The sequence below is a fragment of the Nesterenkonia maliinae genome, from assembly GCF_051262655.1.
In the GTDB taxonomy this organism is placed as follows: domain Bacteria; phylum Actinomycetota; class Actinomycetes; order Actinomycetales; family Micrococcaceae; genus Nesterenkonia.
On sequence record NZ_JBIMEY010000001.1, the window covers coordinates 897367 to 918806 of the forward strand.

Here is a 21440-nt window from a genome sequence, read left to right on the forward strand (position 1 = left end):
TCCGCTCACGAGCAATTGCTGAGCGGACTGAGGCTGAGTAAGCCTCGTTGACAACACAATATGGGGACGATCGGTTTCGACGATCTGAGTTGATCATGGTGAAGCGGGTCGAGGATGCAGAGTGACCTCGTAAATACCCCTCTGCAAAACAATAAGTGCCGAAACTAAGCGCACTGACTTCGCCCTCGCTGCCTAAGCAGCGACGCGAGTCTGTCAGCCTGGGTCTGCTATCGACCCAGATCCTGGCATCAGCTAGATAGCCACTGGTTCCAACTCCTCGTCGTGGGGAGTTGGGTCGACAATTCACACGGCTGGGCCCGTCAGCCGCCTGTCTGCGTGACGGCTGGGGCCGAGAAAATCTACTAGCAGACTGCACCCGGAGAAGCCCATGTGAATCCAGATCGGACGCGGGTTCGATTCCCGCCGTCTCCACAGATCGCCCGAGCAGGCTCAGCCTGCTCGGGCTTTTTTGTGCCCTGGGACGGGCCCAGGGGTCCGGGTCGACCGGGAGCACACCCCGCCACAAGCGCGTCTCAGCTCAGAAGTCCCGGGCCGACTCCGCCATCGGGCCACCCACCTTCACCAGGTGGACCCGCCGGAGCAGCCGGATGGTGGGGCGGACCATGAGCAGCAGGCTCCCGGCGAGGAACAGCCAGGTGCCCGCGGTCATCGTGGACTCGGAGAAGAAGAACACGCTGCCCACCGTGAAGGTCAGCGCGATCAGGAAGTCATTCGCGATGCTCAGAGTCTCGTAGCGGCGCCGGATGACCAGTTCTTCGCGGCCGAGATGCAGCACCAGATCGGGGTCAGTCATGCGGTCAGAGTAGTCGCCTGCTCTCGGATTCGCAGAAGCTGCCCCACTCAGCACGCGCCCCGGGAGTCGGAGTAGTATCCGAGAGGTCCCGTCGTCTCTGCGAAGGAGCCCTATGCGCACCCCCTTCTACCGCCCCCTCTCCCCCACCTGCGGCCTGCGGGTCTCCCCGCTCGCCCTGGGCACGCTGCCGTTCGGCGGCGCCAATGGCATGGGGCATATGGGCAACCTCGGTCCCGACGATGCCGCCGTTCTGCTGGATCGGTCCCTCGAAGCCGGGATCAACCTGATCGACACGGCGAACCTCTACTCACTCGGTGTGGCCGAGGAGGTGCTGGGTGAGACCCTGGCGCGCAGCGGCCGCTACGACGAGTTCCTGGTCACCACCAAGGCACGGATGGTGGTCGGGGACGGCCCCAACGACGGCGGCGCCTCCCGCTGGCACCTGCTCAACGAGGTCGACAAGTCCCTGCAGCGGATCGGCCGTGACCACATCGACCTGTTCTACCTGCACCACTGGGACGGTGAGACCCCGCTGGAGGAGACGCTGCAGACTATGGACGGTTTGGTCCGGTCGGGCAAGATCCGGTACTACGGCGTCTCGAACTACACCGGCTGGCAGCTGATGAAGGCGCTGAAGGTCTGCGAGGTCAATGGCTTCATCAAGCCCGTGGTCCAGCAGATCCATTACTCGCCGTACTCCCGCGAGGCCGAATACGAGATGATCCCCGCGGGAATCGACCAGGGCATCGGCACCCAGTCGTGGAGTCCGCTGGGCATGGGTCTGCTTACGGGCAAGTTCCGCCGGGACCAGCGCCCGGAGTCGGGTTCACGCATGGCTGACGGGGACGGTTCCGAGCTGCGCGTCGCGGACTGGGAGCGGCTCTACAGCGTCGTCGACGTCCTCGACGAGGTCGCCCGGCGCAATGACGCCACGATCCCCCAGGTGGTGCTGGCCTGGCTGCTGGAGCGCCCCGGGGTGACCAACCTTGCGGTGGGGGCGCGCAGCCTCGAGCAGTGGAACGACCTGCTGGGCACCTTTGAGGTGACTCTGGACGCGGCGGACGCCCAGGCGATCGACGACGCCGGCCGCCCCGCCCTGGCCTACCCGTTCTGGCACCAGGCAGATATGGCGAGTGAACGGATGAGTCCCGCGGACGAGTCGATCATGGCGACCACCAAACGAGAGATCTCTGAGGTGATCGGCGAGTAGTCAGCTGACGTCCAGCTCACACGGACAAGACCCGATGGTGGTCTGGCTAGTGTGGATACAGCAGACCACAACAGATTGAGGTGTCAGATGACGACCGATCAGAACAGACCTGAAGACGCGCAGCGCCCAGCTCAAGACCACGGTGCCGCGGATGTCAACGGCGGCCAGCCGCTCGACACTCCCCCGCACCAGCGCGATGGTGGGAACCAGGCCACGCACGGGGAGCATCACCGTGATGAAGGTGATCGCAACCCGGGGCTGGATCCGGAGCCCGGTGACACTCCGGGCCTGGAGGATGGCGGCGGCGTGCGGCCGGGCGACACCCCACCGGATTCGAACTCGGCTACGGCCTCACCCAAGCAGGCGTCGCCGACCAAGCCCCCCAGGGGCAACCTGGTCATGACGGTGGCGATCATCGCAATCGTCGTGGTGGTGCTGCTGATCTTCGTCGGCTACATCGCCGGACTGCTCGACTGAGCAGAGCCCCGATTCACGCGAGGATCAGGATGACCGCAGGTTCCGGTAGCGCATGGCGCGCTGGGCCTCGCGGTTGTCCTGCTTCTCTTTGAGAGTGTGCCGCTTGTCGAACTCACGCTTGCCGCGGGCGATGCCGATCTCGACCTTGGCCCGACCGCCTTTGAAGTAGAGCGACATCGGGACGATGGTGAGGCCCGGGTCCTCGATCTGGCGGGAGATCTTCACCAGTTCCTTGTGGTGCAGCAGCAGCTTGCGCTTCCGGCGAGCCGAGTGGTTGGTCCACGTGCCGTTGAGATACTCCGGGATCGTGACCTGCTCCAGCCAGAGCTCTCCACCTGGGGAGAAGCCGGCGAAGCCGTCGGTGAGGTTGGCTGTGCCTTCGCGCAGCGACTTCACCTCGGTGCCGGTGAGCACCAGGCCTGCCTCGTACTTGTCGAGGATCTGATAGTCGTGCCGCGCACGCCGGTTCGTGGCCACGATGCTGTTGTTGGGATCGCGCTCTTTCTTCGCGCCCTTCTTCTTCGCCACCGTGTCACCTCCGCGCTGTCTCGCTGATCTCGGCGTTCTTCTGCAGTGGCCAGAAGAGCCGACCTTCGATCATACACGCAGGTATCGGCGCACCGTGACCCATGAGGCGATGACCGCGAGGACCACCGCGATGGCGAGCAGACCCGGCATGATGATCCAGGCCTGGGCGGAGTCGATGAAGTGGATGCTCGGGACCTGTTGGGACATCCACTGGCCCAGCACGAACTCCGCGACCACCCATGTGGCGGCGCAGGCGAGCAGACCACCGATCAGCGCGGCGATCACACCTTCGAAGACGAAGGGCATCCGGATCATCGATTTCGAGGCACCGACCAGGCGCATGATCCCGGTCTCGCGGCGCCGGCTGAACGCGGAGAGTCTGATGGTGGTGGCCACCAGCAGCAGCGCACAGACGATCATCACGCCCGCGATGATCAGCGCGACCATGGTCAGGCCGTTGAGGATGCTGAAGATCTGGTCGAGGACCTCCTGCTGGTCTGCGACGGATTCCACCCCGGGCGCTGATCCGAAGAGCTCGGTGACCACCGGGAACTCCTCCGGTTCGTGGAGCAGCACGCGGTAGGACTCCGGCATGTCCGAGGCGGTCAGTGACGCAGTCCGGGAGCTCTCCCCCCGGGTCTCCAGGAAATCATCCAGAGCTTCCTGCTGGGTCTCATGCCGGTAGCTGGCCACGTATTGGCTGGCCGCGCCGTCGGTGAGGGTGTGTTCCAGCGAGTCGCGCTGATCCGAGCTCACCGCGCCGGTCGGACAGGCCGACTGCGGGGAGTTCTCGGTGCAGAGGAAGACCGAGAGCTCCAGGCGATCGTAGAAGTCACCGGTCATCTGGTTGACCTGGGTCTGCATCAGCGCGGCGGAGCCGACGAAGGTCAGCGAGATGAAGGTGACCAGGATGACGGAGGCGACCATGGCGACGTTGCGGCGCAGCGAGCTGAAGGTCTCCCCGAGCATGTAGAGGAGGCGGTTCACTTGTCCCTCCTCAGTCGGCGCATGATGGATCGGCGCGCGCGGGGAACCCCGAGGGGTTCGGCCTCCCTGCGAGTATCGGTGGAGGTGGACTGGGAGGCCGAAGACATGGGCTTGGGCACCGGGCGGGGCTCAGCGGACTCGGGTTCCGATTCGAGCTGCGGGTCACCCGCCGGGTCGAGCCCGGGCTGGGGCTCTGGTTCATGCGCGGGCTCGGAGGTCATCTCTCGGAGCGGAGGTGATGGTGAGACCGGCTGCGGCGTGGAGGGATCCAGCGTGAACCCCGGGACCGACGGGGCCGGCTGTTCGGTCTGCTCCGCGCTGGTGCGCTGCGGGGCGGCGTCGTTGGAATGCGCCAGCCAGGACAGTCGGTGCCGTGCGGGCGGCGAAGTCAAGGGTGCCAGCTGATCATCGGTCAACGAATCGAATGAGGACTGCTGGAGCTGGGGTCGGTGAGATTCGGCGGGTTGAACACCGGCGTCATCGGCGTGGCCCCTGAGGAGCCCGGCCTGCTGTGCTCCAGTCGATTCGACCTCCGTCTCGGTGTGGCCTTGCTGCTCAAGATCGGGCATCTCGGTGCCGTCGAAGCCACCATGAAGCTCGGGCACGTCACGGTGGTGCGCGTCCTCGCGGAGATGATCGGGCCAGGTGATCCGGAGACCGGGCTGCTCGTGGTCAGCGTCGCTCTCATGCTGGTCCTCAGCGACGTCGTCATGATAAACCTCGGGATCCGGCTCGATCGAGTGCTCGTCCTCCCGGTCGTTGGAGTCCACGTGGACGAAGGAGCCCTCGTTCTCGGGCTCCTCCTCGAAGGGCGCGTCAAAGATCGCGTCACCCTCGAGCTCCATTGCGGCGAGCTCCTCGGTGGAGTCCAGCGGCGCAGTCTCCTGGAGAACGGGGTCCTCGTTGTAGGCGAGGACCGAGGGGTCCTCACCGGGAGCCATCACCTGGTCTTGTGGGTGGTCACCGACGTGATCGATGGATTCATCACGGGACTCCACGAAGTGGTGGTCCTGCGTGTCTGGCTCCCAGGTGTGGTGGCCCTCGGGGCCCACGTCAGTCGTGGAGCCGTGGTCCGTGTCGTCGTGGAGGACGTCGGCGACCGGGAGCAGCCCGGTCTCGAGCGGGGCCGGATCATGGGCGCGCAGTCCTGCTTCGTCCTCGGCCTGGGCGAGCACCTCCCAGGCCTGAGAGCCCTCGGGGGCGTCGTAGAAGCCATGGGGCTCGTCGCGGACCAAGCGTCCGCGATGCAGCTCCACCACGCGGCTGTCGGCCTGGTCGACGATCGCACGGTCGTGGGTGGCCATGATGACGGTGGTGCCGGAAACGTTGATCCAACGAAGAACCTTCATGACCTCGGCAGACGCGCGCGGATCGAGGTTGCCGGTGGGCTCATCGGCGAGCAGTATCGCCGGGTCGTTGACGATGGCGCGGGCGATGGCTGCGCGCTGCTGCTCACCGCCGGAGATCTCATGCGGATAGCGCTTCGCGAGGTGGGCGAGGTCGACCTTCTCGAGGACCTTGGTGACCCGCTTGCGGATGGCGCTGCGCTTGGCGCCCAGCACTCGCATGGCAAAAGCGACGTTGTCGAACACGGTCTTGTCCGGCAGCAGCCTAAAGTCCTGGAACACCATGCCGATGCTCCGCCGGAAGTCCGGGACACGACGGTCGAGCATCAGTCCGAGGTTCTGTCCGGCCACGGTGACCTTCCCGCGCTGGGGCAGGCCCTCGCGCAGGATCATCCGCAGCAGAGTGGACTTGCCCGATCCGGAGGCGCCGATCAGAAAGGCGAAGTCTCCGCGGTAGAACTCTACGGTGACGTCATCGAGCGCCGGTCGCCCGTCGGCCTCATAGCGACGGGTGACCTGTTCGAATCGGATCATCGATCAGTCGTCCTCGGCCGCTGTCTCGTTGCGCCAGCGGATGCCCGTGTCGATGAAGCCGTCGATGTCGCCGTCGAGCACGGACTGAGTGTTCCCGACCTCGTGCTCGGTGCGCAGATCCTTGACCATCTGGTACGGGTGCAGCACATAGGAGCGGATCTGATCACCCCAGGAAGCCTTGATGTCTCCGGCGAGCGCCTTCTTCTCGGCGGACTCCTCAGCCTTCTTCAGTACCAGCAGCCGGGACTGCAGCACCCGCATCGCGGCGGCGCGGTTCTGGATCTGGGACTTCTCGTTCTGCATCGAGACCACGGTGCCGGTGGGCAGGTGGGTGATGCGCACGGCAGAGTCGGTGGTGTTCACCGACTGTCCCCCGGGCCCGGAGGAGCGGAACACATCGATCTTGAGGTCGTTCTCGTCGATGTCGATGCTCTCGGTGCCTTCGAGCAGCGGGATGATCTCCACGGCGGCGAAGGAGGTCTGCCGGCGGCCCTGGTTGTCGAAGGGGCTGATCCGCACCAGGCGGTGGGTGCCGGCCTCGACCGAGAGCGTGCCGAAGGCGTATGGCGCGTTGATCTCGATGGTGGCGGACTTCAGCCCGGCCTCTTCGGCGTAGGAGGTGTCGAGCACCTTGACGTTCCAGCCTCGGCGCTCGGCCCAGCGGGTGTACATGCGCAGCAGCATCTCGGCGAAGTCGGCGGCGTCCACGCCGCCGGCTCCGGAGCGGATGGTCATCACGGCGTCGTACTCGTCGTACTCCCCGGACAGCAGCGTGGTGATCTCCAGGGACTCCAGCGCCTTGTGGATCGACGCGACCTCGCGGACGGCGTCGTCGAGTACCTCGTCGTCGCCCTCCTCCCGGGCCATCTCGACCATCATCTCGACGTCGTCGATCCGGGTCTCGAGCCGCTCCAGGCGCTCCAGCTCGGTCTGCCGGTGACTGAGCTGGGAGGTGACCCTCTGGGCGTTGGCCTGGTCGTCCCAGAGATCCGGCGCGACGGCCATATCACTGAGCTCGACGACCTGCGCCTTGAGCTTTTCGATGTCGGTGACCTCCGTGATGCGGCGCAGGGTATTGCGCAGGTCACGAAGTGCGGTGGGGAAATCAGTCTCAGCCATAACATCACTACAGTACCGGTGTCTGCGCCCTCAGCGGTTGAGGCTCACCCTGGCATGGGACTCCACGGTGATCGGGACCCGTGCCGGGAGGATCGCCGAGACCACGGGCAGGTCGACGACGGCGGCCAGCTCCACGTGCGCGGTCTCCCCCGCGTCGGTGACCCAGGCCCCGGACACGGCCACGTCGCTGAAACGTGTCTCGGCGCCGGAGACGGCCAGATAGTTCTGCGCCTGCTCGCGCACCTGGTCGCTGCTGACCCTCGGTCCGGGTCCGGAGGCACCGCCCTCTGCTGCCTGCGCGGCGGCTGAGGCGGCACCATCGGCGGCCGAAAGCAGCTTGCGCGCCTCGAGGTTCACCGCGGTGGCTCCAGCCATCACTGCGACGAGCAGCAGCACCACCATCAGCATCCCCAGGATCAGGACGCTGGACTGTCCCGCCTCCTCAACGTGTATCCGGCGCACCATCGCGGCCCGGACCGAGTCCCGCGAGAGCTCTGGAGGCCGCGGCGGGCACGAGGGCCGCGACCGGTGCAGGGACCGCGGAAGGCCGATGCGTCTCCTGGACATCTCAGCCCGCCTGGACCTGGGCGGAGGTGGAGGACACCGTGACCAGGGTGGACTCCCAGCTCCCGAGGTCAGGGATCAGCGGCACCGGCACCCGGACCTCCACGGTGAAGGCGACGACGTCGCCGTCGTCCTCACAGCCACCCGTAGGGCAGGACATGATGATCTGCGCCTGATCGGTGCCGATCCCGAAATCGTCGAGCGCCGCCGACGCCGCAGCCTGACTTCGTGCTGACCGCTCCCCCGCGCCGAGGTCCTCTCCACCCAGGACGTACATCCGAGCGGCCTGGTCGGAGGCGCCCAGACTGGCGTACGCGGCGGCCTGCACTGCGGCGACGCCCAGAATGAAGTACACGATGGGGATAAGGAGCAAGACGGCGAGCATGATGAATTCGATGAGCGAGGAGCCGGTCTCATCCTGACCCTGCCTCAGTCGCTGGCGCAGACACTCGTTCGAGCGCCGGATCCAGCGTCCGACCAGTCGTCGGATATGGCGTCCGACCAGGCCGTCATTCGAAGTCATAGGCGCTGCCCGTCACCTCGAGGCTGCCGACACCTGGGAAGAGGCCCAGCACCGGGACCTGGGCCTGCACCGTGATCCGAAGCGTCTGTCCCTCCGGCTCGGCCACATACTCATAGCCCACTCCTTGGGCGTACCGAGAGGAGATCGAGGACTCGATGAGGTCTCTGGTGCGCTGGACCCCGTCGCTGGCAGTGCGATCCTCGAGGACGCCGAAGCGGGCACCCGTGGACGCGGCGTCGATCAGCGTGTTGCGCACGTGGACCATCAGCGTGAGCTGAAGGATCGCGAAGCTCAACAAGACGAGCAGCGCAGAGACCATGGCGAACTCAGCAGTCGCGGCACCCTGGTCATCCGCCGCCCGGCGCACCCGTGAGGGTCGCGCCGGCTGCATCGAGTCAGCGTGAGACCTGGCTGATGGCATCGTTGAACAGTCCCTGCAGAGCTGGCTCAGCGACTGCGAGCAGCCCGGCCACCAGCACGGCACTCATGAGGGTGATCATCACCCAGCCCGTTAACCAGCCATTTGCACTTGTCCCAAGTTGTGTCTAAAAAACTCAGTCGAGGTTGCGGGGTTGGATCCCTTGGTCTTCCGGGACGAATCGGTGACACCAGATTCGCTTTGCCAGGTTTGGTGGCGTCGAGATTCCTTGGTCCTTATACCGCGGTGATAATTCAGTTGTGTTCAAAGTTATGGGCCTGACCGACTTCGTCCCATCTGGCCCTTCTGTGCTCAGGACATACAGACTCCAGGAAATCCGTACTCCTCGGAACTCGGGGCAGACCAGAGTCTCCCGGAAACCCAGGGCGGCTCAAACTCGGGAATACTCTGTTCTCCTTATGTTGGATGCCCTCCGAGCCAAGCTCATACCGTCCGAGGTCGTCGTATCCGTCTAGGCGTGAAACGCGACTCGAACAGTAAGGACTGACCTCCGGCAACGGACCCACCCGGTACTGTGTGACCTGCTACCCGAAGGAGATGCATTGCCGAAAGACTCGATCAATCATGCGCGGATCGTCGCGCTCATCTGGAACATCGCTGATGATGTGCTCCGTGATTTATACGTCCGTGGAAAGTACCGGGATGTAATCCTCCCCTTCACTGTTCTACGTCGACTCGACAGCGTTCTCGGTCCGACTCGCGATGAGGTGATGTCGATGAAGAGGACGCTCGATGATGCAGGAATTGCTGACCAGGACGCGCCACTGCGGGATGCCGCCAAACAGGACTTCTACAACACGTCCGGGTTCACTCTTCAGGACCTGCGTCACACGGCGAACTCCACTCGGCTCAGGCAGAACTTCGAGGCGTACCTGGATGGATTCTCGCCCAATGTGCAGGAGATCGTCGACAACTTCGAGTTCCGCAACCAGCTTCCGCGGCTCACAAAGGCTGATGCCCTTGGGTCGTTGATAGAGAAGTTTCTCGCACCGGACCTCGACCTGTCCCCCACCGGCATCGACAACCACGGGATGGGCACTGTTTTCGAGGAGCTAGTGCGCCGCTTCAACGAGGAGAATAACGAAGAAGCCGGTGAGCACTGGACGCCGCGCGATGCCATTCGTCTAATGACGAGGCTGATGTTCGAACCGATCGCCGATTCGATTCCATCGGGAACGTACCGTCTCTATGACGGTGCCATGGGTACCGGCGGCATGCTCACTGTGGCCGAGGAGACGCTGAAGCAGTTCACAGAGCGCTCAGGCAGGAAGGTCTCTACCCATCTATACGGACAGGAGATCAACGCCGAGACCTATGCGATCGCAAAAGCCGATTTGATTCTTAAAGGCGAGGGGACTGCAGCGGACAACATCGTCGGTGGCCCTGAGTACTCGACGCTCTCGAATGATGCGTTCGCAGGGCAAGAGTTCGACTTCATGCTCTCCAATCCTCCCTACGGCAAGAGCTGGAAGACCGACCGGGATCGCCTCGGCGGTGTCAAGAAGATCATCGATCCGCGTTTCGTCGTGTCCCACGGAAGCGATAGCGAGTACTCACTCCTCACCCGAAGCAGTGACGGGCAGCTGATGTTTCTCGCCAACCTGATCTCAAAGATGAAGCAGAGTACTGAACTGGGATCTCGGATCGCATCGGTTCATAATGGCTCATCCCTGTTCACAGGAGATGCCGGCCAAGGTGAAAGCAACATGCGACGGTGGATCATCGAGAACGACTGGTTAGAAGCGATCGTCGCCCTACCGCTAAAAATGTTCTACAACACCGGCATCGCAACCTACGTCTGGGTGCTATCGAATCGGAAAGAGGAGCGGCGCAGCGGCAAAGTGCAACTCATCGACGCCACGGGATGGTTCACACCGCTTCGCAAGAACCTCGGTGAAAAGAGCGTCGAGCTTGGCGAAACTGACGCGAACAAGGTTCTCGAAGCTTTCACGGCTTTCGACCAGTACGACGACACCGAGCGCTCTATGGTCTTCGATGGAGTCGACTTCGGCTACCAGAAGATCACCGTCGAGCGACCGCTCCGTATTGTCGGCGTGGATCCGAACCGCGTGTACACCGCGAAGGAGGTCAAGCAACTCAAGGCGGATGGTGTGCGCGACGAGACTGCACCGCCAGTCATCAGGAAGGCGCTTCCTCACTCAGCCGTTCCATACCCGATTTACGGACGCTACGAGGCCCTGATCGACGGACGGGCCCGCGTCGTTGAGTACGAACCCGACAGCGAATTGCGTGACACTGAACAGGTACCGCTTACGGAACCCATAGGTGACTATGCGAACGGTATCGAAGCGTTCTTCCGCCGCGAAGTCACCCCATACGCTCCAGATGCATGGATTGATGAATCGAAGACGAAGGTCGGTTACGAGATCTCTTTTGCACGACATTTCCACAAGTCCGCGCCAATGCGCACGCTTGCCGAAATTCAGGCTGACATCCGCGCTCTCGAAGCGGAAACCGACGATCTGATCGCCGATATCGCGGGAGAAGACTGATGTTCCGCAACTTGCCGGTGTATGAAGATCAGCGTCGGACGATGATGCCGTGGTGTCCGTCAGTGCCTGTTCACTGGGGACTCTCGCGGAACAAGAGAGTAATGACCACCAAAATGGAGTTGGTTGGAGCTCAAAGCAGTAGGTACGACTTGCTATCATTGACAAAAACAGGCGTTGTTTTTCGTGATATTAGCAACGGAAAAGGTAAAATTCCGGCGTCATTCGACAATTATCAGGCGATTAACTCTGGCGACTTAATAATGTGTTTGTTCGACGTGGACGAGACCCCGCGAACCGTGGGACGCGCTCGTCAGCCCGGTATGATCACCGGCGCTTATGACCGGTTCGTTGTGAACCGGGACGTCCTGGCTGAGTATGTCAATTGGTTCTATTTGTCTGTTGACAACGTGAAGGGTCTTCGACCTCTGTACCGAGGATTGCGAAAGACAGTTCCACTTGATCAGTTCATGGCCAGCGAATTTCCCCTACCCCCGGTGGAGGAGCAGGCAGCGATTGTGAAGTATCTAGCTCACGCTAGCGCTCGAATCGATAAGGCTATAACCGCAAAACGCCGTCTCATTACCCTCCTGGACGAGATAGACCTGGCCGCAATAAACGGGCTGGATGGTTGGATTAAAGAAGGTGGCTCGTCTGGAAAATCGATCGAATGGCTCGGCCCTATTCCGAAAACCTGGCAAGTAGTACCTGCCAAGCGGTTATTTCGCGAGGTCGATAGACGTAGTTCTACCGGATCCGAAGGTTTGCTCTCGCTGCGGATGCATGAAGGTCTAGTTGATGCCAGCAACTTCACTGAGACGCCAATCCCGGCTGACAGTCTCGTTGGCTACAAGATAGTCGAGCCAGGCGACTTGGTGATGAATCGTATGCGGGCTGCTATCGGCCTATTCGGGGTGGCTACTGAGCGTGGCCTGGTGAGCCCCGATTACTCCACAATGGAGGTGTCGGATAAGGCGTTCGCGGAGTTTTACCTCCGGCTTTTTAAGTCTGAAAAAGCAAAGACCGAGTTCCGTAGTAGATCCACTGGACTAGGTACGGGGGCATCGGGTTTCATGCGCCTCTACCACGAGAACTTCGGCGCGATCCCGCTACCAGTACCTCCGATTTCGGAGCAACATGAGATTGTTGACCAAATCATACGAAAGCAGTCCGAGACGCAGCCGGTAAAGGTACGGACTCAACGGGAGATCGCCCTGATCCAAGAATTTCGGACCCGACTCGTGACGGAGGTCGTGACAGGTCAGGTCGATGTCCGCGCGATCGCGGCCATGCTGCCCGACCTGCCTGTCGCCGTTGAAGACCCGACAGCAATCTCCTTGGACGAAGAGGTCGTTGGATCACTGACGAAAGGCGACTAATGAAGACGCAGCGACTCAATGAGGAGAGCCTGGAAGCACTCGCCGTGGCCCAGCTGTGCAAAGGAGGCTGGATCGAGGGCGCGTACGATGAATACGATGCTTCCTATGCGCTCGATCTCAGGCATTTCGCAGCCTTCATCCAGTCGACCCAGCCCGATCTAGTCGAACAACTCGGGCTTTTAACAGAGACACCCACGCGTCACAAGTTCCTCGCTCGGCTCCAGGGTGAGATCACGCGGCGCGGAGTCGTCCATGTGCTGCGCAACGGTATTGACCATCACGGTCACCACATCGACCTCTTTTACCCAACACCTGCGAGTGGCAATCCCAAGGCGGTTGGTCATTTCACCGCGAACCGATTCGTAGTCACTCGGCAGGTGCACCACAGCGTTAGCAACAGGGGAGACGCTGTCGACCTCGTGGCGCTTGTTAACGGTTTGCCAGTGTTCACGTTCGAGCTGAAGAACAACATCACGAAACAGACGGTTGAAGACGCGGTGCAGCAGTACCAACGCGACCGCGACCCTCGCGAGCCGCTGTTCGCGTTCGGGCGGACGATCGCGCACTTTGCCCTTGACGATCAGCGCGTGCGCTTCTGCACACAGCTCAAGGGGACTTCATCGTGGTTCCTGCCATTTGACCAAGGCTTCAACGATGGAGCTGGGAATCCACCTAATCCCGATGGAGTGATGACCGACTTTCTGTGGCGGCGCGTGCTCGCTCCGCGGAGCCTCGCGGGAATCATCGAGAACTATGCCCAGATCGTTGTCGAGAAAAACCCGAAGACGGGCAAGAAGACGTCGAAGGCGATCTTTCCCCGGTACCACCAACTCGACGTAGTCCGCCGACTCCTGGCCGATGTCGAGGCCTCAGGCGCGGGTCGTCGTTACCTCATCCAGCACTCCGCGGGCAGTGGGAAGTCAAACTCGATCGCGTGGCTCACCCATCAGCTGACGGAAGCTAAACACGAGGACCGGATCGCGTTCGACTCGATCATCGTGGTGACCGACCGTGTCATTTTGGACAACCAGCTCACCCAAACGATCAAGTCGTTCCTCCAAGTGGGATCGACCGTGGTCCACGCCGACCGGTCCGGAGACCTGCGTCGTGCGATCACGGCGGGTAGGAAGATAATCGTCACCACGGTACAGAAGTTCCCATACATTCTTGATGACATCGGCGCCGACCACCGCGAACGCACCTTCGCGATTGTCATCGATGAAGCACACTCATCTCAGGGATCGAAGACGTCAGCTGCGGTGTCGCGCGCGCTCTCGGGTGTGGAGATTAATGAAGAGGATACGGTCGAGGACCGGATCAACCGGATCATCGAGGGCAAGAAGATGCTCCCCAATGCGAGCTACTTTGCGTTTACAGCCACTCCAAAAGACAAGACCCTCGAGATGTTTGGGGAGGCAGTTGCGAAGCCAGACGGAGGTACCGGTTTCCGGCCCTTCCATTCCTACACGATGAAGCAGGCGATCCAGGAGGGCTTCATCGTCGATGTCCTTGCGAACTTCACTCCCGTTGGCAGCTATTACAAGCTCATGAAAACGGTCGAAGACGACCCTGAGTTCGATGTGAAACGCGCATCCAAAAAGCTCCGTGCCTACGTTGAAGGCAACGAGCATGCGATCGCGCAGAAGGCCGGCATCATGGTCGAACACTACCTCGACCAGGTGGTCGCGAAACGGAAGATCGGGGGTCAGGCGCGCGCGATGGTCGTCACGTCATCGATAGCCCGGTGCATTGAGTACTTCCATGCGATCCGAGACGCGCTCGCGTCGCGGAGGAGCCCGTACAAGGTGGTTGTCGCGTTCTCCGGCGAGCACGAATACAAGGGTTTGAAGGTCACAGAGGCGGGCTTGAACGGCTTCCCCTCCAGCGCGATTGCCGACCAGGTGAAGACCGATCCGTATCGGATTCTCGTTGTCGCGAACAAGTTCCAGACGGGCTATGACGAGCCGCTGCTTCACACCATGTACGTAGACAAGCCACTCTCAGGTGTGCTGGCAGTACAAACCTTGTCGCGTCTCAACCGGGCGCACCCCGCCAAGCACGACACGTTCGTGCTTGATTTCGCCAATGATGCTGACGACATCCAACGTGCGTTTGGGCCCTACTACCGAACGACCATCCTGGCCGAAGAGACCGACGCCAATAAGCTTCACAACTTGGTCAACGATCTCGACGCGATCGGAATCTACACCTCAGAACAAGTCGATGAATTCGTCGACCGCTATTTGACAGGCGAGTCAAGAGACCGACTCGACCCCTTGCTCGACACCAGCGTGGTTCAGTACATCGAAAGTCTCGACGAAGATGACCAGGTCAAGTTCAAGGGCGATGCGAAGGCATTCCTGCGTACTTACAATTTTCTCTCTGCGATCCTGCCATACGGCAGTAGCGGTTGGGAGAAGCGGTCTATCTTCCTCGATCATCTTGTGGAAAAGCTACCCGCTCCCAAGGAAGAGGACCTCGCGGCTGGAATCCTGGAGAACATTGACTTGGAGTCGTACCGTGCCGAAAAGTTCAATGCGATGAAGATTGTGCTGGACGACGAGGACGGCACTCTGGAAGCCGCCCCGGCTGGCGGCGGTGGACAACGAGCCGACCCTGAGCTCGAACGACTCTCTGCGATTGTGAGAAGTTTCAATGACCACTTCGGTAACGTCGAGTGGAACAATCAAGACCGCGTCGAGCGCTTCATTACCGAAGAGATCCCACGACTCGTGGCCGAGGATGAGAGTTACAAGAACGCGCAGGCCAATGACGATCCTGTGAACGCACGCGTCGAGAGTGATCGCGCACTCAGCCAGGCCATGCTGCGCCTCATAGCTGACGACACGCAGCTCTTCAAGGAGTACCAGGACAACAGCAGCTTCAAGCGTTGGCTGGCCGATTGGGTGTTCGGGGCAACTTACCGGAAAAGCGCCTAGTCCAATGGAGGGTCGGTAGCGAGGACGCTGGGAGCTTTGCGGGCTCGCCGCTTCTGCGGGTGTAGTGACACTCTCTAAAAGTCAGGCAGCGTCCGATGCGTCCTTGGGCTAGAGCTCTTGAGGACTGAAGCGACCAACAATCCTGAGCCTAGAACAGCACCGATCCCTGGTGCGGATCCAGCTTCAACGGTGGCCTGCCGCACCTGCTTGGGTCGTTTGGTGGAACAACCGTCGACTTCACGGGACGCGGGGGAACCTCACCCCGGCAGATTACGAGCGCAGTTACTACGCAGCTAATGTGAGTGAGCCGCAGCCCGTGTAACGGCGGCAGAGGACCTGGGACGCTTCATAACGCGGGAGGGCGATGTTCGAGGCTGGACCCCGGAAACGGCTGCAGCGGGCAGCCTTCCACTCCACTTGACGGGCGAAACTGTGGAACACGGGGGTGTCCATGAGCATCTTTCTGCCGGATACTTGGCCCATGACAGAACAACGTGAGCCGAGCGGGGCGTGGCAGGGCTTCAACCAGATGCGCCTGGAGATCGTGGAGTCTAGGGCGATCCTGGAGCGCAACGAGTTCATGGGGCTTCCTACCGAGCCTCGCGTGCGTCGTATCGCTGAGATGAAGATCCCGACCCATGAGGAGATGATGGACGCCGCTCACCACGACGATCCGCACCAACTTCCGGATCGCACCGACCCGAGGGTGAAAGCTGCTATGCGAGCTGCTCTGCGTTATTTTTCACGCCCGGATTCCTCAGCTACCCTCCCCCGCTAAACGTCCCAGGCCAAAGGTCTCCGACTCCACGACCACCTCAGTGCACGACGGAATACACACCTCTCGGGTAGGCAACTCCAGCCTATCGAGGTTCTCCTACGCCGCCCACGATGGATCTCCGAGCAGCGGTGCCCAAGGCCAACGAACTCGAGCGGTGCCCGCGAAGCTATACGGGGCTGCCGCACGGTCCGGGCAATTTGTCGCCCATCCGTTCAGCAGACTCCTCCCCGAGTGAAGAATCCCGGCGTGTCCGTTGGCAAGTGAGTCGACTTCACCAATTCGGCCTGACTTGGGAGACTTAGGGCATGACGGATGATGGCGAGAGCGAACAAGCGGCGACTCAAGAAGGGGACGACGTCGCGGTTATCAGTCCGTACGCCGGTGGAGGGGGCGGTAGCACTTTCGGTCATCGAGTCGCAACCAGCTACCTCGCCGACCTGCTACTGGGGGCCACGCGCCCAGAGACCGACGAGCTGCCCGTGGTGAAAGTAGCGTTCCAGACCAACCCGGTGGACCCTGTCGACGACCTGCGCGTAGAGGCCGGGTTAAACGGAGACAGAGTGGTAGTTCACATCACGGTGCGGCGCTCTCCCCGTTTCGTCAAGAGCCACCCGAAGACCGTGAAGCTGGTGGGCACGCTCTTAGACCAGGTTGACACCTTCAACGATGCTGATCATGCGTACGTTGCGGTTGCGCTGGCAGAAATGACGAACGCTCATCGAGAGGTCCAGCGTCTCGCTTCGCTCGCCAGGGACAACTCGACCGAGGCTGAGTTCCATGCGCAGGTACACGAGCCGGGGCGCCACAGCAATTATGCCAACCGGTACGAGCAGCTCACCGGTCTGGTGAAGAACGCACGACCAGACCGAACCGAGGACGACCTCCGGGGCCAGGTCTGGTTGCTCCTTAAACGACTCTGGATACTGGGCTTTCGCGTTGAATCCGACGACGATTCGGACTGGGCCGAGATCGGCAATCGGTTGAAGCCACTCGCGCGGCACGGAAAGAGTGGCGCTGATGTCCGCAACGATCTTCACTCGGCGTGTGCGACTCAGTTCGACCAGAAAGGCACGGTAGTCGACCAGTCCCTTGTCCGACGAAAGATCTACTCAGTTTTGGCGTCTGACGCCGGAAGGTCCAAGGTCGCTTGGGAACAGCTGAACCTGGAACAGAACTCGGCGATGGTCGCGGTTCGCCACGACCTGGGCGGAGTTGTCGAACTGCCTCGCACGAGGCTGCTTACTGCAGTGCAAACTGAGCTGACCATTGCCGGGGCTCCCCCGGGCGCGGTCCTACTTACGGGCGAGTCTGGAACCGGTAAGAGCGCCCTGACCATGTCGGCGGCTACGACGCTTGCCCAAGCCAACGGCGATTTCCAGTGTGTATTCCTCAACCTGCGTAGGACTCCCGACAGCGTGGCAGCTCTGTCCGCAGCCCTCAAAATGCCGCTCACCGACGTACTCCGCGAGATGTCCGCCCCTTCCCGTGTCCTTATCATCGACGCAGCCGAGGCAGCACTCGAAGGACGCGGCCCGCTCCTCCGAGAACTCGCCGCAGCCGCACAAGCAGCCGAAGTCGGTCTGGCCCTGGTCACCGCGGAAACCGCAGTTGAGGACGCTGCCGCCACTATCGTCGACATCTACCCAGCCCCAAGGCGGTTCGAGGTCCCAGGCCTCAGCGACGACGAACTGCGCGTTGTGCGAGATGCAGTGCCCGCAATCGCCGGCGCACTGCGCAACCTGCCGACCAAGTCGCTATATCGGCGTTTGGCGGTCGTCGACCTTCTGGCTCGGACAGGTATTACGGTAGCGACGCCGCTTGACGACTGGGCTTGTCTTGAGCTGATTTGGAAGAACCTTGTTGGCCGCTCGACAAGCGGGGAGTCAGTGGCCGCACGAACCGACGCTCTGCTGGCAATGAGCGAGGCAGAACTCAAACTTCCGGAGGCAGATCGATCCTACCCTCGCCCCGACCCCGGGGCGCTCGACGCTCTTCGATCCGACCTTCTGGTGGCACCAGAGAACCTGCGAAAAGCCGAACCCGAATTCGCGCACGACGAAGTCCGTCGCCTAGCGACGGCTGTTCGGCTGATAAGAACTGAATCCTTCACAAAGACCTTGAAGGCATCCGGTCCGGCACGATGGTCAATGTCCGCCGCCAAGCTCACGTGCAAAGGCAAACTCGCCGATGCTAACGACCCACACGCTGAGCTTGCCTCCCAGGTGGCCCAGTTCGGAGCCCTTGGCGACGAGTCCACCCCCCGCTGGAAGGACGTGCCTCTCGAGGCTGCGCTGGAGATGCCGAACGCGTACGACCTTCTCCGGCACATGTTCGCCTCTAGTGCTGCCAGTTCGGACGACGTTCTTGCGACCTTCGTCAGAGTCGTTTCGCTTCACCAACGGTACGACGGCATGATCGACGTACCCCGGGGGGAGCCGGTGGTACGCCTCCTTATCGAGGAGGTCAATGAACTCTGGCGCCAGGAGGACGAAAGGCTCCGCTTGGTGACCGAGTGGCTCAACTCCGCCCTGCTGAGTGGACTACCTGCGGGCAACTCGACCCGGATGGCGCTCAGAGAGCTCTTGCTGGACCACTGGCGGACCCACAACCCGCCCGCCACTCCCCGCGACTACCCTGACGAGCCCGCGGAGGAGGTCGTGTTCAACGTCTTTGACGGCTACGCGAAGAAGAAGCGGCATAAGACCCTGAGCTGGCGGACCACGCAGGACCGGTACATCCAGTTGTTCGCGCTCCTCGGTCCCGATATCGATACCGATATACGTGAATGCCTCTCCAAAGTCGCCGCGGATTCGCCCTCACGCCTTCAGCCAGCGGTCGACCTCGACTGGAGCGCCTGGGGTCTCGGTTCCTACGATCCTGAGTTCCTTCTCAAGCTCACGGAGACGTACTACATTGCCAACCAAGACACTGGAAGCCAGAGACGTTGGACCGGCATTCGCGACCATCAGCCGCGCAGCCCGTGGGTGCCTTACCACCACGACTACGGCCCGTTCTGGCTCCTGACCCGAATCTGTCCACCCCAGGACTGGATTCCCGTCGTGAACCGGATACTCAACCACGCAGCGAACATCCGTTGCCGCGCGGGGAACGGCGCGGAACCTATCGACCCCGACTCAATTGTCACGCTCGCCATCGACGGTACCGAACGAACCTACGTCGGGAACAGCAACGTGTGGGGGTGGTACCGCGGTGACACCAACGGGCCGTACCCATGCATGAGCGCACTCCAAGCCATCGAACGGTGGGTCGACCGTATGGTCGATGACGGGGCGGCGGTAGCAGACGTGACGGCTACGCTGCTCAACGGGTGTGAGAACTTGGCCATGCCTGCCCTCATCATTGGCGCCACCATTCGCCATCTCGGCCCAGACCCTAAGGCATTGGACGCCTATCTCGTCGAGCCACGCATCTGGGCACTCGACTCCATCCGCGTCCGTCATGAGGCCATCGGGTTCATGCGTGCGCCCGATGACGGCATCACCAACCCCGAACGACGCAAGCGGCAACTGCACGATATCGTCGCTCTCCTCGTCCTGCGCGCCGATCCAGAGCGCCAAGCAGAGCTCAAGGACCTGGGCGCCCAACTCCTCGCAAATGCTGCTCGTATCGGCGTATCCGACCCCACCGTCCGACGCTGGGCAGCCGCGCTGGATGCGGACAACCTGACGATTAAACCCGTAGTGGACGGAGTGCTCGTCTCGATTAAGGAGCCTGACGACATCGAAGTAGCGCTCGCTCCGAGGAGAGCTGACATGATCCGCGGCGACCTTCTCAACGGGGTCCAGAACAAGTATTGGATTCCGGCACGACACCGGAAGGAAGGTTGGGAACCGCCGACTCCAGTTGAGATTGCGGAAGATCTCAAACTGGTGAAAGACCTGCACGACAATCCACCCTCTCTCGCAGCATCCGACCCGTACCTCGCAATTGCTTACGTCGCGGCAGCCGCAGTCCGCAGCGCTACTGCAGGACACCCCGAAGCACTCGGGGAAGACGCCCCCTTCGCAATTACTTCCATTCTCGGGATCCTCGAACCTGCTGCGGACAACGACGGCGCACCTAGGTTCGAGAACGACGTCGGAACACGAGGAGCGGCCGCCTCGGCCATCCCGCACTTACTGCTTCCCGAACTGGCCGGAGAACTCGAAAAAGCCGGAGCGACCCTGGACGACGTCGCGGCGACGGCCGCCAGCCTCGGACCCTTCGCATCGACCGACACCTGTCTAGAGTTCGCCCGCGGCTGCGACACCGTTTGGGCGCATCCGTGCTCGGGTGACCCGTGTATCCATTTCGCCGTCTATCAGTGGGCACTCGACCTCGCCCGGCTCTGCGAAATCGGCGAGTTCGACGAATGGCTTGAGCGCCACCCCCGGGTCCTCATCACCGGCGATGTCATACCCCGGCTTGCGGAGATTCAGCCGGACAGGCTAGACACTTCTCGCCTCAGCGCGCCAATTAGAGCGTGCGGACGCGCAGCGTCATCGGGTGCTTGCGTCGCCGAGACCGCCGAACGGGACCTGAGATCGCTTCTCCAGGCGCAAGCACACGCCATGGTCAGTCAGGAATCGTCTGAAAACGGCTACTCCATCGACGACCACGGTGCCCAGACCATGACCGCGGCACGGGCGCTGCTACACGACCGGTCTCGTGTCGGCACAAGCGACGACCTGCTACTCGAGTACGTCGCAACCCTCGCCCCCGCGAGCCACGCGTTCAGCTCGTTCCTTCGGGACTTATCAGCAGTTGGAACGGAAACCCAAGAGCTCGCTGACGCGGCTAGAGCAGTGTGGCCCACCCTATTCGCATACGCCCTGAACCAAGTAGAGGCGAACATGGCCATCTATGACAGACCTGATAGCTTCAACGACTACGCGCTGAGTCATCTCCTTCCGAACGACCCTGGGACTGCCCAGCGACTTCACGACGAGTCCGGTCGCCGCACCTTCGAGTGGGTGAACCCCGACGAACTCGTGGAGTTCATTCCGCGGTGGCTCCCACACGCGGCAGGCAGGTCCTCGTGCTTGTTCGAACTCATCCGATTCCTACGCCAGCTCCCGATCGAGACACAGCTCAGCAATGGTCTGGTCTGGGTAGACACGCTGTGTCTTTCGCGTGCCGACCGTCAGCTCAGCTCCTACCCTCCAATGGACGAATGGCTGGTGGAGATCAAGGCCGAAGCCGACACACGAGGGGCCGGAGACGACTGGCTCGACCTCGTCGACCGTCTGGTGTACGCCGGCAACAGCACCCTCGCACCGTACTCACGCTGAAG

Annotated in this window: 15 protein-coding genes and 1 other RNA gene; 8 read left to right on the forward strand and 8 right to left on the reverse strand. The window is 61.9% G+C overall.

Annotated elements, in window-relative coordinates:
* Positions 1 to 62: 62 nt before the first annotated feature.
* Positions 63 to 435, forward strand: a transfer-messenger RNA (tmRNA) gene (gene ssrA, locus ACHAA4_RS04090).
* A 103-nt stretch (positions 436 to 538) separates the two neighbouring features.
* Here the strand turns inward: ssrA and ACHAA4_RS04095 are convergent.
* The gene (locus ACHAA4_RS04095; protein WP_435772886.1) at positions 539 to 814 is read right to left on the reverse strand and encodes a YrhK family protein; all 276 of its coding nucleotides are present in this window, start codon (positions 812 to 814) and stop codon (positions 539 to 541) included.
* Between the two features lie 112 nt (positions 815 to 926).
* Here ACHAA4_RS04095 and ACHAA4_RS04100 point away from each other — a divergent pair, with 112 nt between their 5' ends.
* Together ACHAA4_RS04100 and ACHAA4_RS04105 are read left to right on the forward strand one after the other, a co-directional pair.
* A complete protein-coding gene (locus ACHAA4_RS04100) occupies positions 927 to 2024 on the forward strand; it encodes an aldo/keto reductase (protein ID WP_435772887.1) in 1098 nt (365 codons plus the stop codon).
* 87 nt (positions 2025 to 2111) lie between these two features.
* A complete protein-coding gene (locus ACHAA4_RS04105) occupies positions 2112 to 2501 on the forward strand; it encodes a DUF6480 family protein (protein WP_435772888.1) in 390 nt (129 codons plus the stop codon).
* 24 nt (positions 2502 to 2525) lie between these two features.
* On the opposite strand, the gene smpB is transcribed toward ACHAA4_RS04105, so the two are convergent.
* The 7 genes from smpB to ACHAA4_RS04140 all read right to left on the reverse strand — a co-directional run bounded on the left by smpB (position 2526) and on the right by ACHAA4_RS04140 (position 8493).
* Positions 2526 to 3029 carry an SsrA-binding protein SmpB gene (gene smpB, locus ACHAA4_RS04110; protein WP_435772889.1) on the reverse strand — a complete coding sequence of 168 codons (504 nt, stop codon included), beginning with the start codon at positions 3027 to 3029 and terminating at the stop codon, positions 2526 to 2528.
* A 69-nt stretch (positions 3030 to 3098) separates the two neighbouring features.
* A complete protein-coding gene (gene ftsX, locus ACHAA4_RS04115; RefSeq protein WP_435772890.1) occupies positions 3099 to 4016 on the reverse strand; it encodes a permease-like cell division protein FtsX in 918 nt (305 codons plus the stop codon).
* The gene (ftsE, locus tag ACHAA4_RS04120; RefSeq protein ID WP_435772891.1) at positions 4013 to 5896 is read right to left on the reverse strand and encodes a cell division ATP-binding protein FtsE; all 1884 of its coding nucleotides are present in this window, start codon (positions 5894 to 5896) and stop codon (positions 4013 to 4015) included. The genes ftsX and ftsE overlap by 4 nt, the downstream gene beginning before the upstream one ends.
* Positions 5897 to 5899: 3 nt before the next feature.
* Positions 5900 to 7015 (reverse strand): peptide chain release factor 2, encoded by a 1116-nt coding sequence (gene prfB, locus ACHAA4_RS04125; protein WP_435772892.1) that lies wholly within the window; start codon positions 7013 to 7015, stop codon positions 5900 to 5902.
* 30 nt (positions 7016 to 7045) lie between these two features.
* The gene (locus tag ACHAA4_RS04130; RefSeq protein WP_435772893.1) at positions 7046 to 7582 is read right to left on the reverse strand and encodes a hypothetical protein; all 537 of its coding nucleotides are present in this window, start codon (positions 7580 to 7582) and stop codon (positions 7046 to 7048) included.
* Between the two features lies 1 nt (position 7583).
* Complete coding sequence (locus ACHAA4_RS04135) at positions 7584 to 8102, reverse strand: hypothetical protein (protein WP_435772894.1); 519 nt, start codon at positions 8100 to 8102, stop codon at positions 7584 to 7586.
* On the reverse strand, positions 8089 to 8493 hold the full coding sequence (locus ACHAA4_RS04140) for a TadE family protein (RefSeq protein ID WP_435772895.1): 405 nt from the start codon (positions 8491 to 8493) through the stop codon (positions 8089 to 8091). The genes ACHAA4_RS04135 and ACHAA4_RS04140 overlap by 14 nt, the downstream gene beginning before the upstream one ends.
* Before the next feature lie 590 nt (positions 8494 to 9083).
* Between ACHAA4_RS04140 and ACHAA4_RS04145 the strand changes: the two genes are divergently transcribed.
* From ACHAA4_RS04145 to ACHAA4_RS04165, 5 genes are all read left to right on the forward strand, one after another.
* Entirely contained in the window at positions 9084 to 11054 is a 1971-nt protein-coding gene (locus ACHAA4_RS04145; protein ID WP_435772896.1) for a type I restriction-modification system subunit M, read from the forward strand.
* A gap of 101 nt (positions 11055 to 11155) precedes the next feature.
* Positions 11156 to 12430 carry a restriction endonuclease subunit S gene (locus ACHAA4_RS04150; RefSeq protein WP_435772897.1) on the forward strand — a complete coding sequence of 425 codons (1275 nt, stop codon included), beginning with the start codon at positions 11156 to 11158 and terminating at the stop codon, positions 12428 to 12430.
* On the forward strand, positions 12430 to 15369 hold the full coding sequence (locus ACHAA4_RS04155) for a type I restriction endonuclease subunit R (RefSeq protein ID WP_435772898.1): 2940 nt from the start codon (positions 12430 to 12432) through the stop codon (positions 15367 to 15369). Before ACHAA4_RS04150 ends, ACHAA4_RS04155 begins: the two co-directional genes overlap by 1 nt.
* Before the next feature lie 481 nt (positions 15370 to 15850).
* On the forward strand, positions 15851 to 16147 hold the full coding sequence (locus ACHAA4_RS04160; protein ID WP_435772899.1) for a hypothetical protein: 297 nt from the start codon (positions 15851 to 15853) through the stop codon (positions 16145 to 16147).
* 305 nt (positions 16148 to 16452) lie between these two features.
* Positions 16453 to 21438, forward strand: a complete 4986-nt coding sequence (locus ACHAA4_RS04165) for a P-loop NTPase family protein (protein WP_435772900.1) — start codon at positions 16453 to 16455, stop codon at positions 21436 to 21438.
* Positions 21439 to 21440 lie beyond the last annotated feature (2 nt).

What these genes read in the sequence shown, in the direction of transcription:
- ACHAA4_RS04155 (WP_435772898.1), top strand. Translation starts at nt 12,430, where the DNA reads ATGAAGACGCAGCGACTCAATGAGGAGAGCCTGGAAGCACTCGCCGTG.
- ACHAA4_RS04100 (WP_435772887.1), top strand. Translation starts at nt 927, where the DNA reads ATGCGCACCCCCTTCTACCGCCCCCTCTCCCCCACCTGCGGCCTGCGG.
- ACHAA4_RS04130 (WP_435772893.1), bottom strand. Translation starts at nt 7,582, where the DNA reads ATGTCCAGGAGACGCATCGGCCTTCCGCGGTCCCTGCACCGGTCGCGG.
- ACHAA4_RS04095 (WP_435772886.1), bottom strand. Translation starts at nt 814, where the DNA reads ATGACTGACCCCGATCTGGTGCTGCATCTCGGCCGCGAAGAACTGGTC.
- ACHAA4_RS04160 (WP_435772899.1), top strand. Translation starts at nt 15,851, where the DNA reads ATGACAGAACAACGTGAGCCGAGCGGGGCGTGGCAGGGCTTCAACCAG.
- ACHAA4_RS04140 (WP_435772895.1), bottom strand. Translation starts at nt 8,493, where the DNA reads ATGCAGCCGGCGCGACCCTCACGGGTGCGCCGGGCGGCGGATGACCAG.
- ACHAA4_RS04135 (WP_435772894.1), bottom strand. Translation starts at nt 8,102, where the DNA reads ATGACTTCGAATGACGGCCTGGTCGGACGCCATATCCGACGACTGGTC.
- ftsE (WP_435772891.1), bottom strand. Translation starts at nt 5,896, where the DNA reads ATGATCCGATTCGAACAGGTCACCCGTCGCTATGAGGCCGACGGGCGA.
- ACHAA4_RS04150 (WP_435772897.1), top strand. Translation starts at nt 11,156, where the DNA reads ATGACCACCAAAATGGAGTTGGTTGGAGCTCAAAGCAGTAGGTACGAC.
- prfB (WP_435772892.1), bottom strand. Translation starts at nt 7,015, where the DNA reads ATGGCTGAGACTGATTTCCCCACCGCACTTCGTGACCTGCGCAATACC.
- ACHAA4_RS04165 (WP_435772900.1), top strand. Translation starts at nt 16,453, where the DNA reads ATGACGGATGATGGCGAGAGCGAACAAGCGGCGACTCAAGAAGGGGAC.
- ACHAA4_RS04105 (WP_435772888.1), top strand. Translation starts at nt 2,112, where the DNA reads ATGACGACCGATCAGAACAGACCTGAAGACGCGCAGCGCCCAGCTCAA.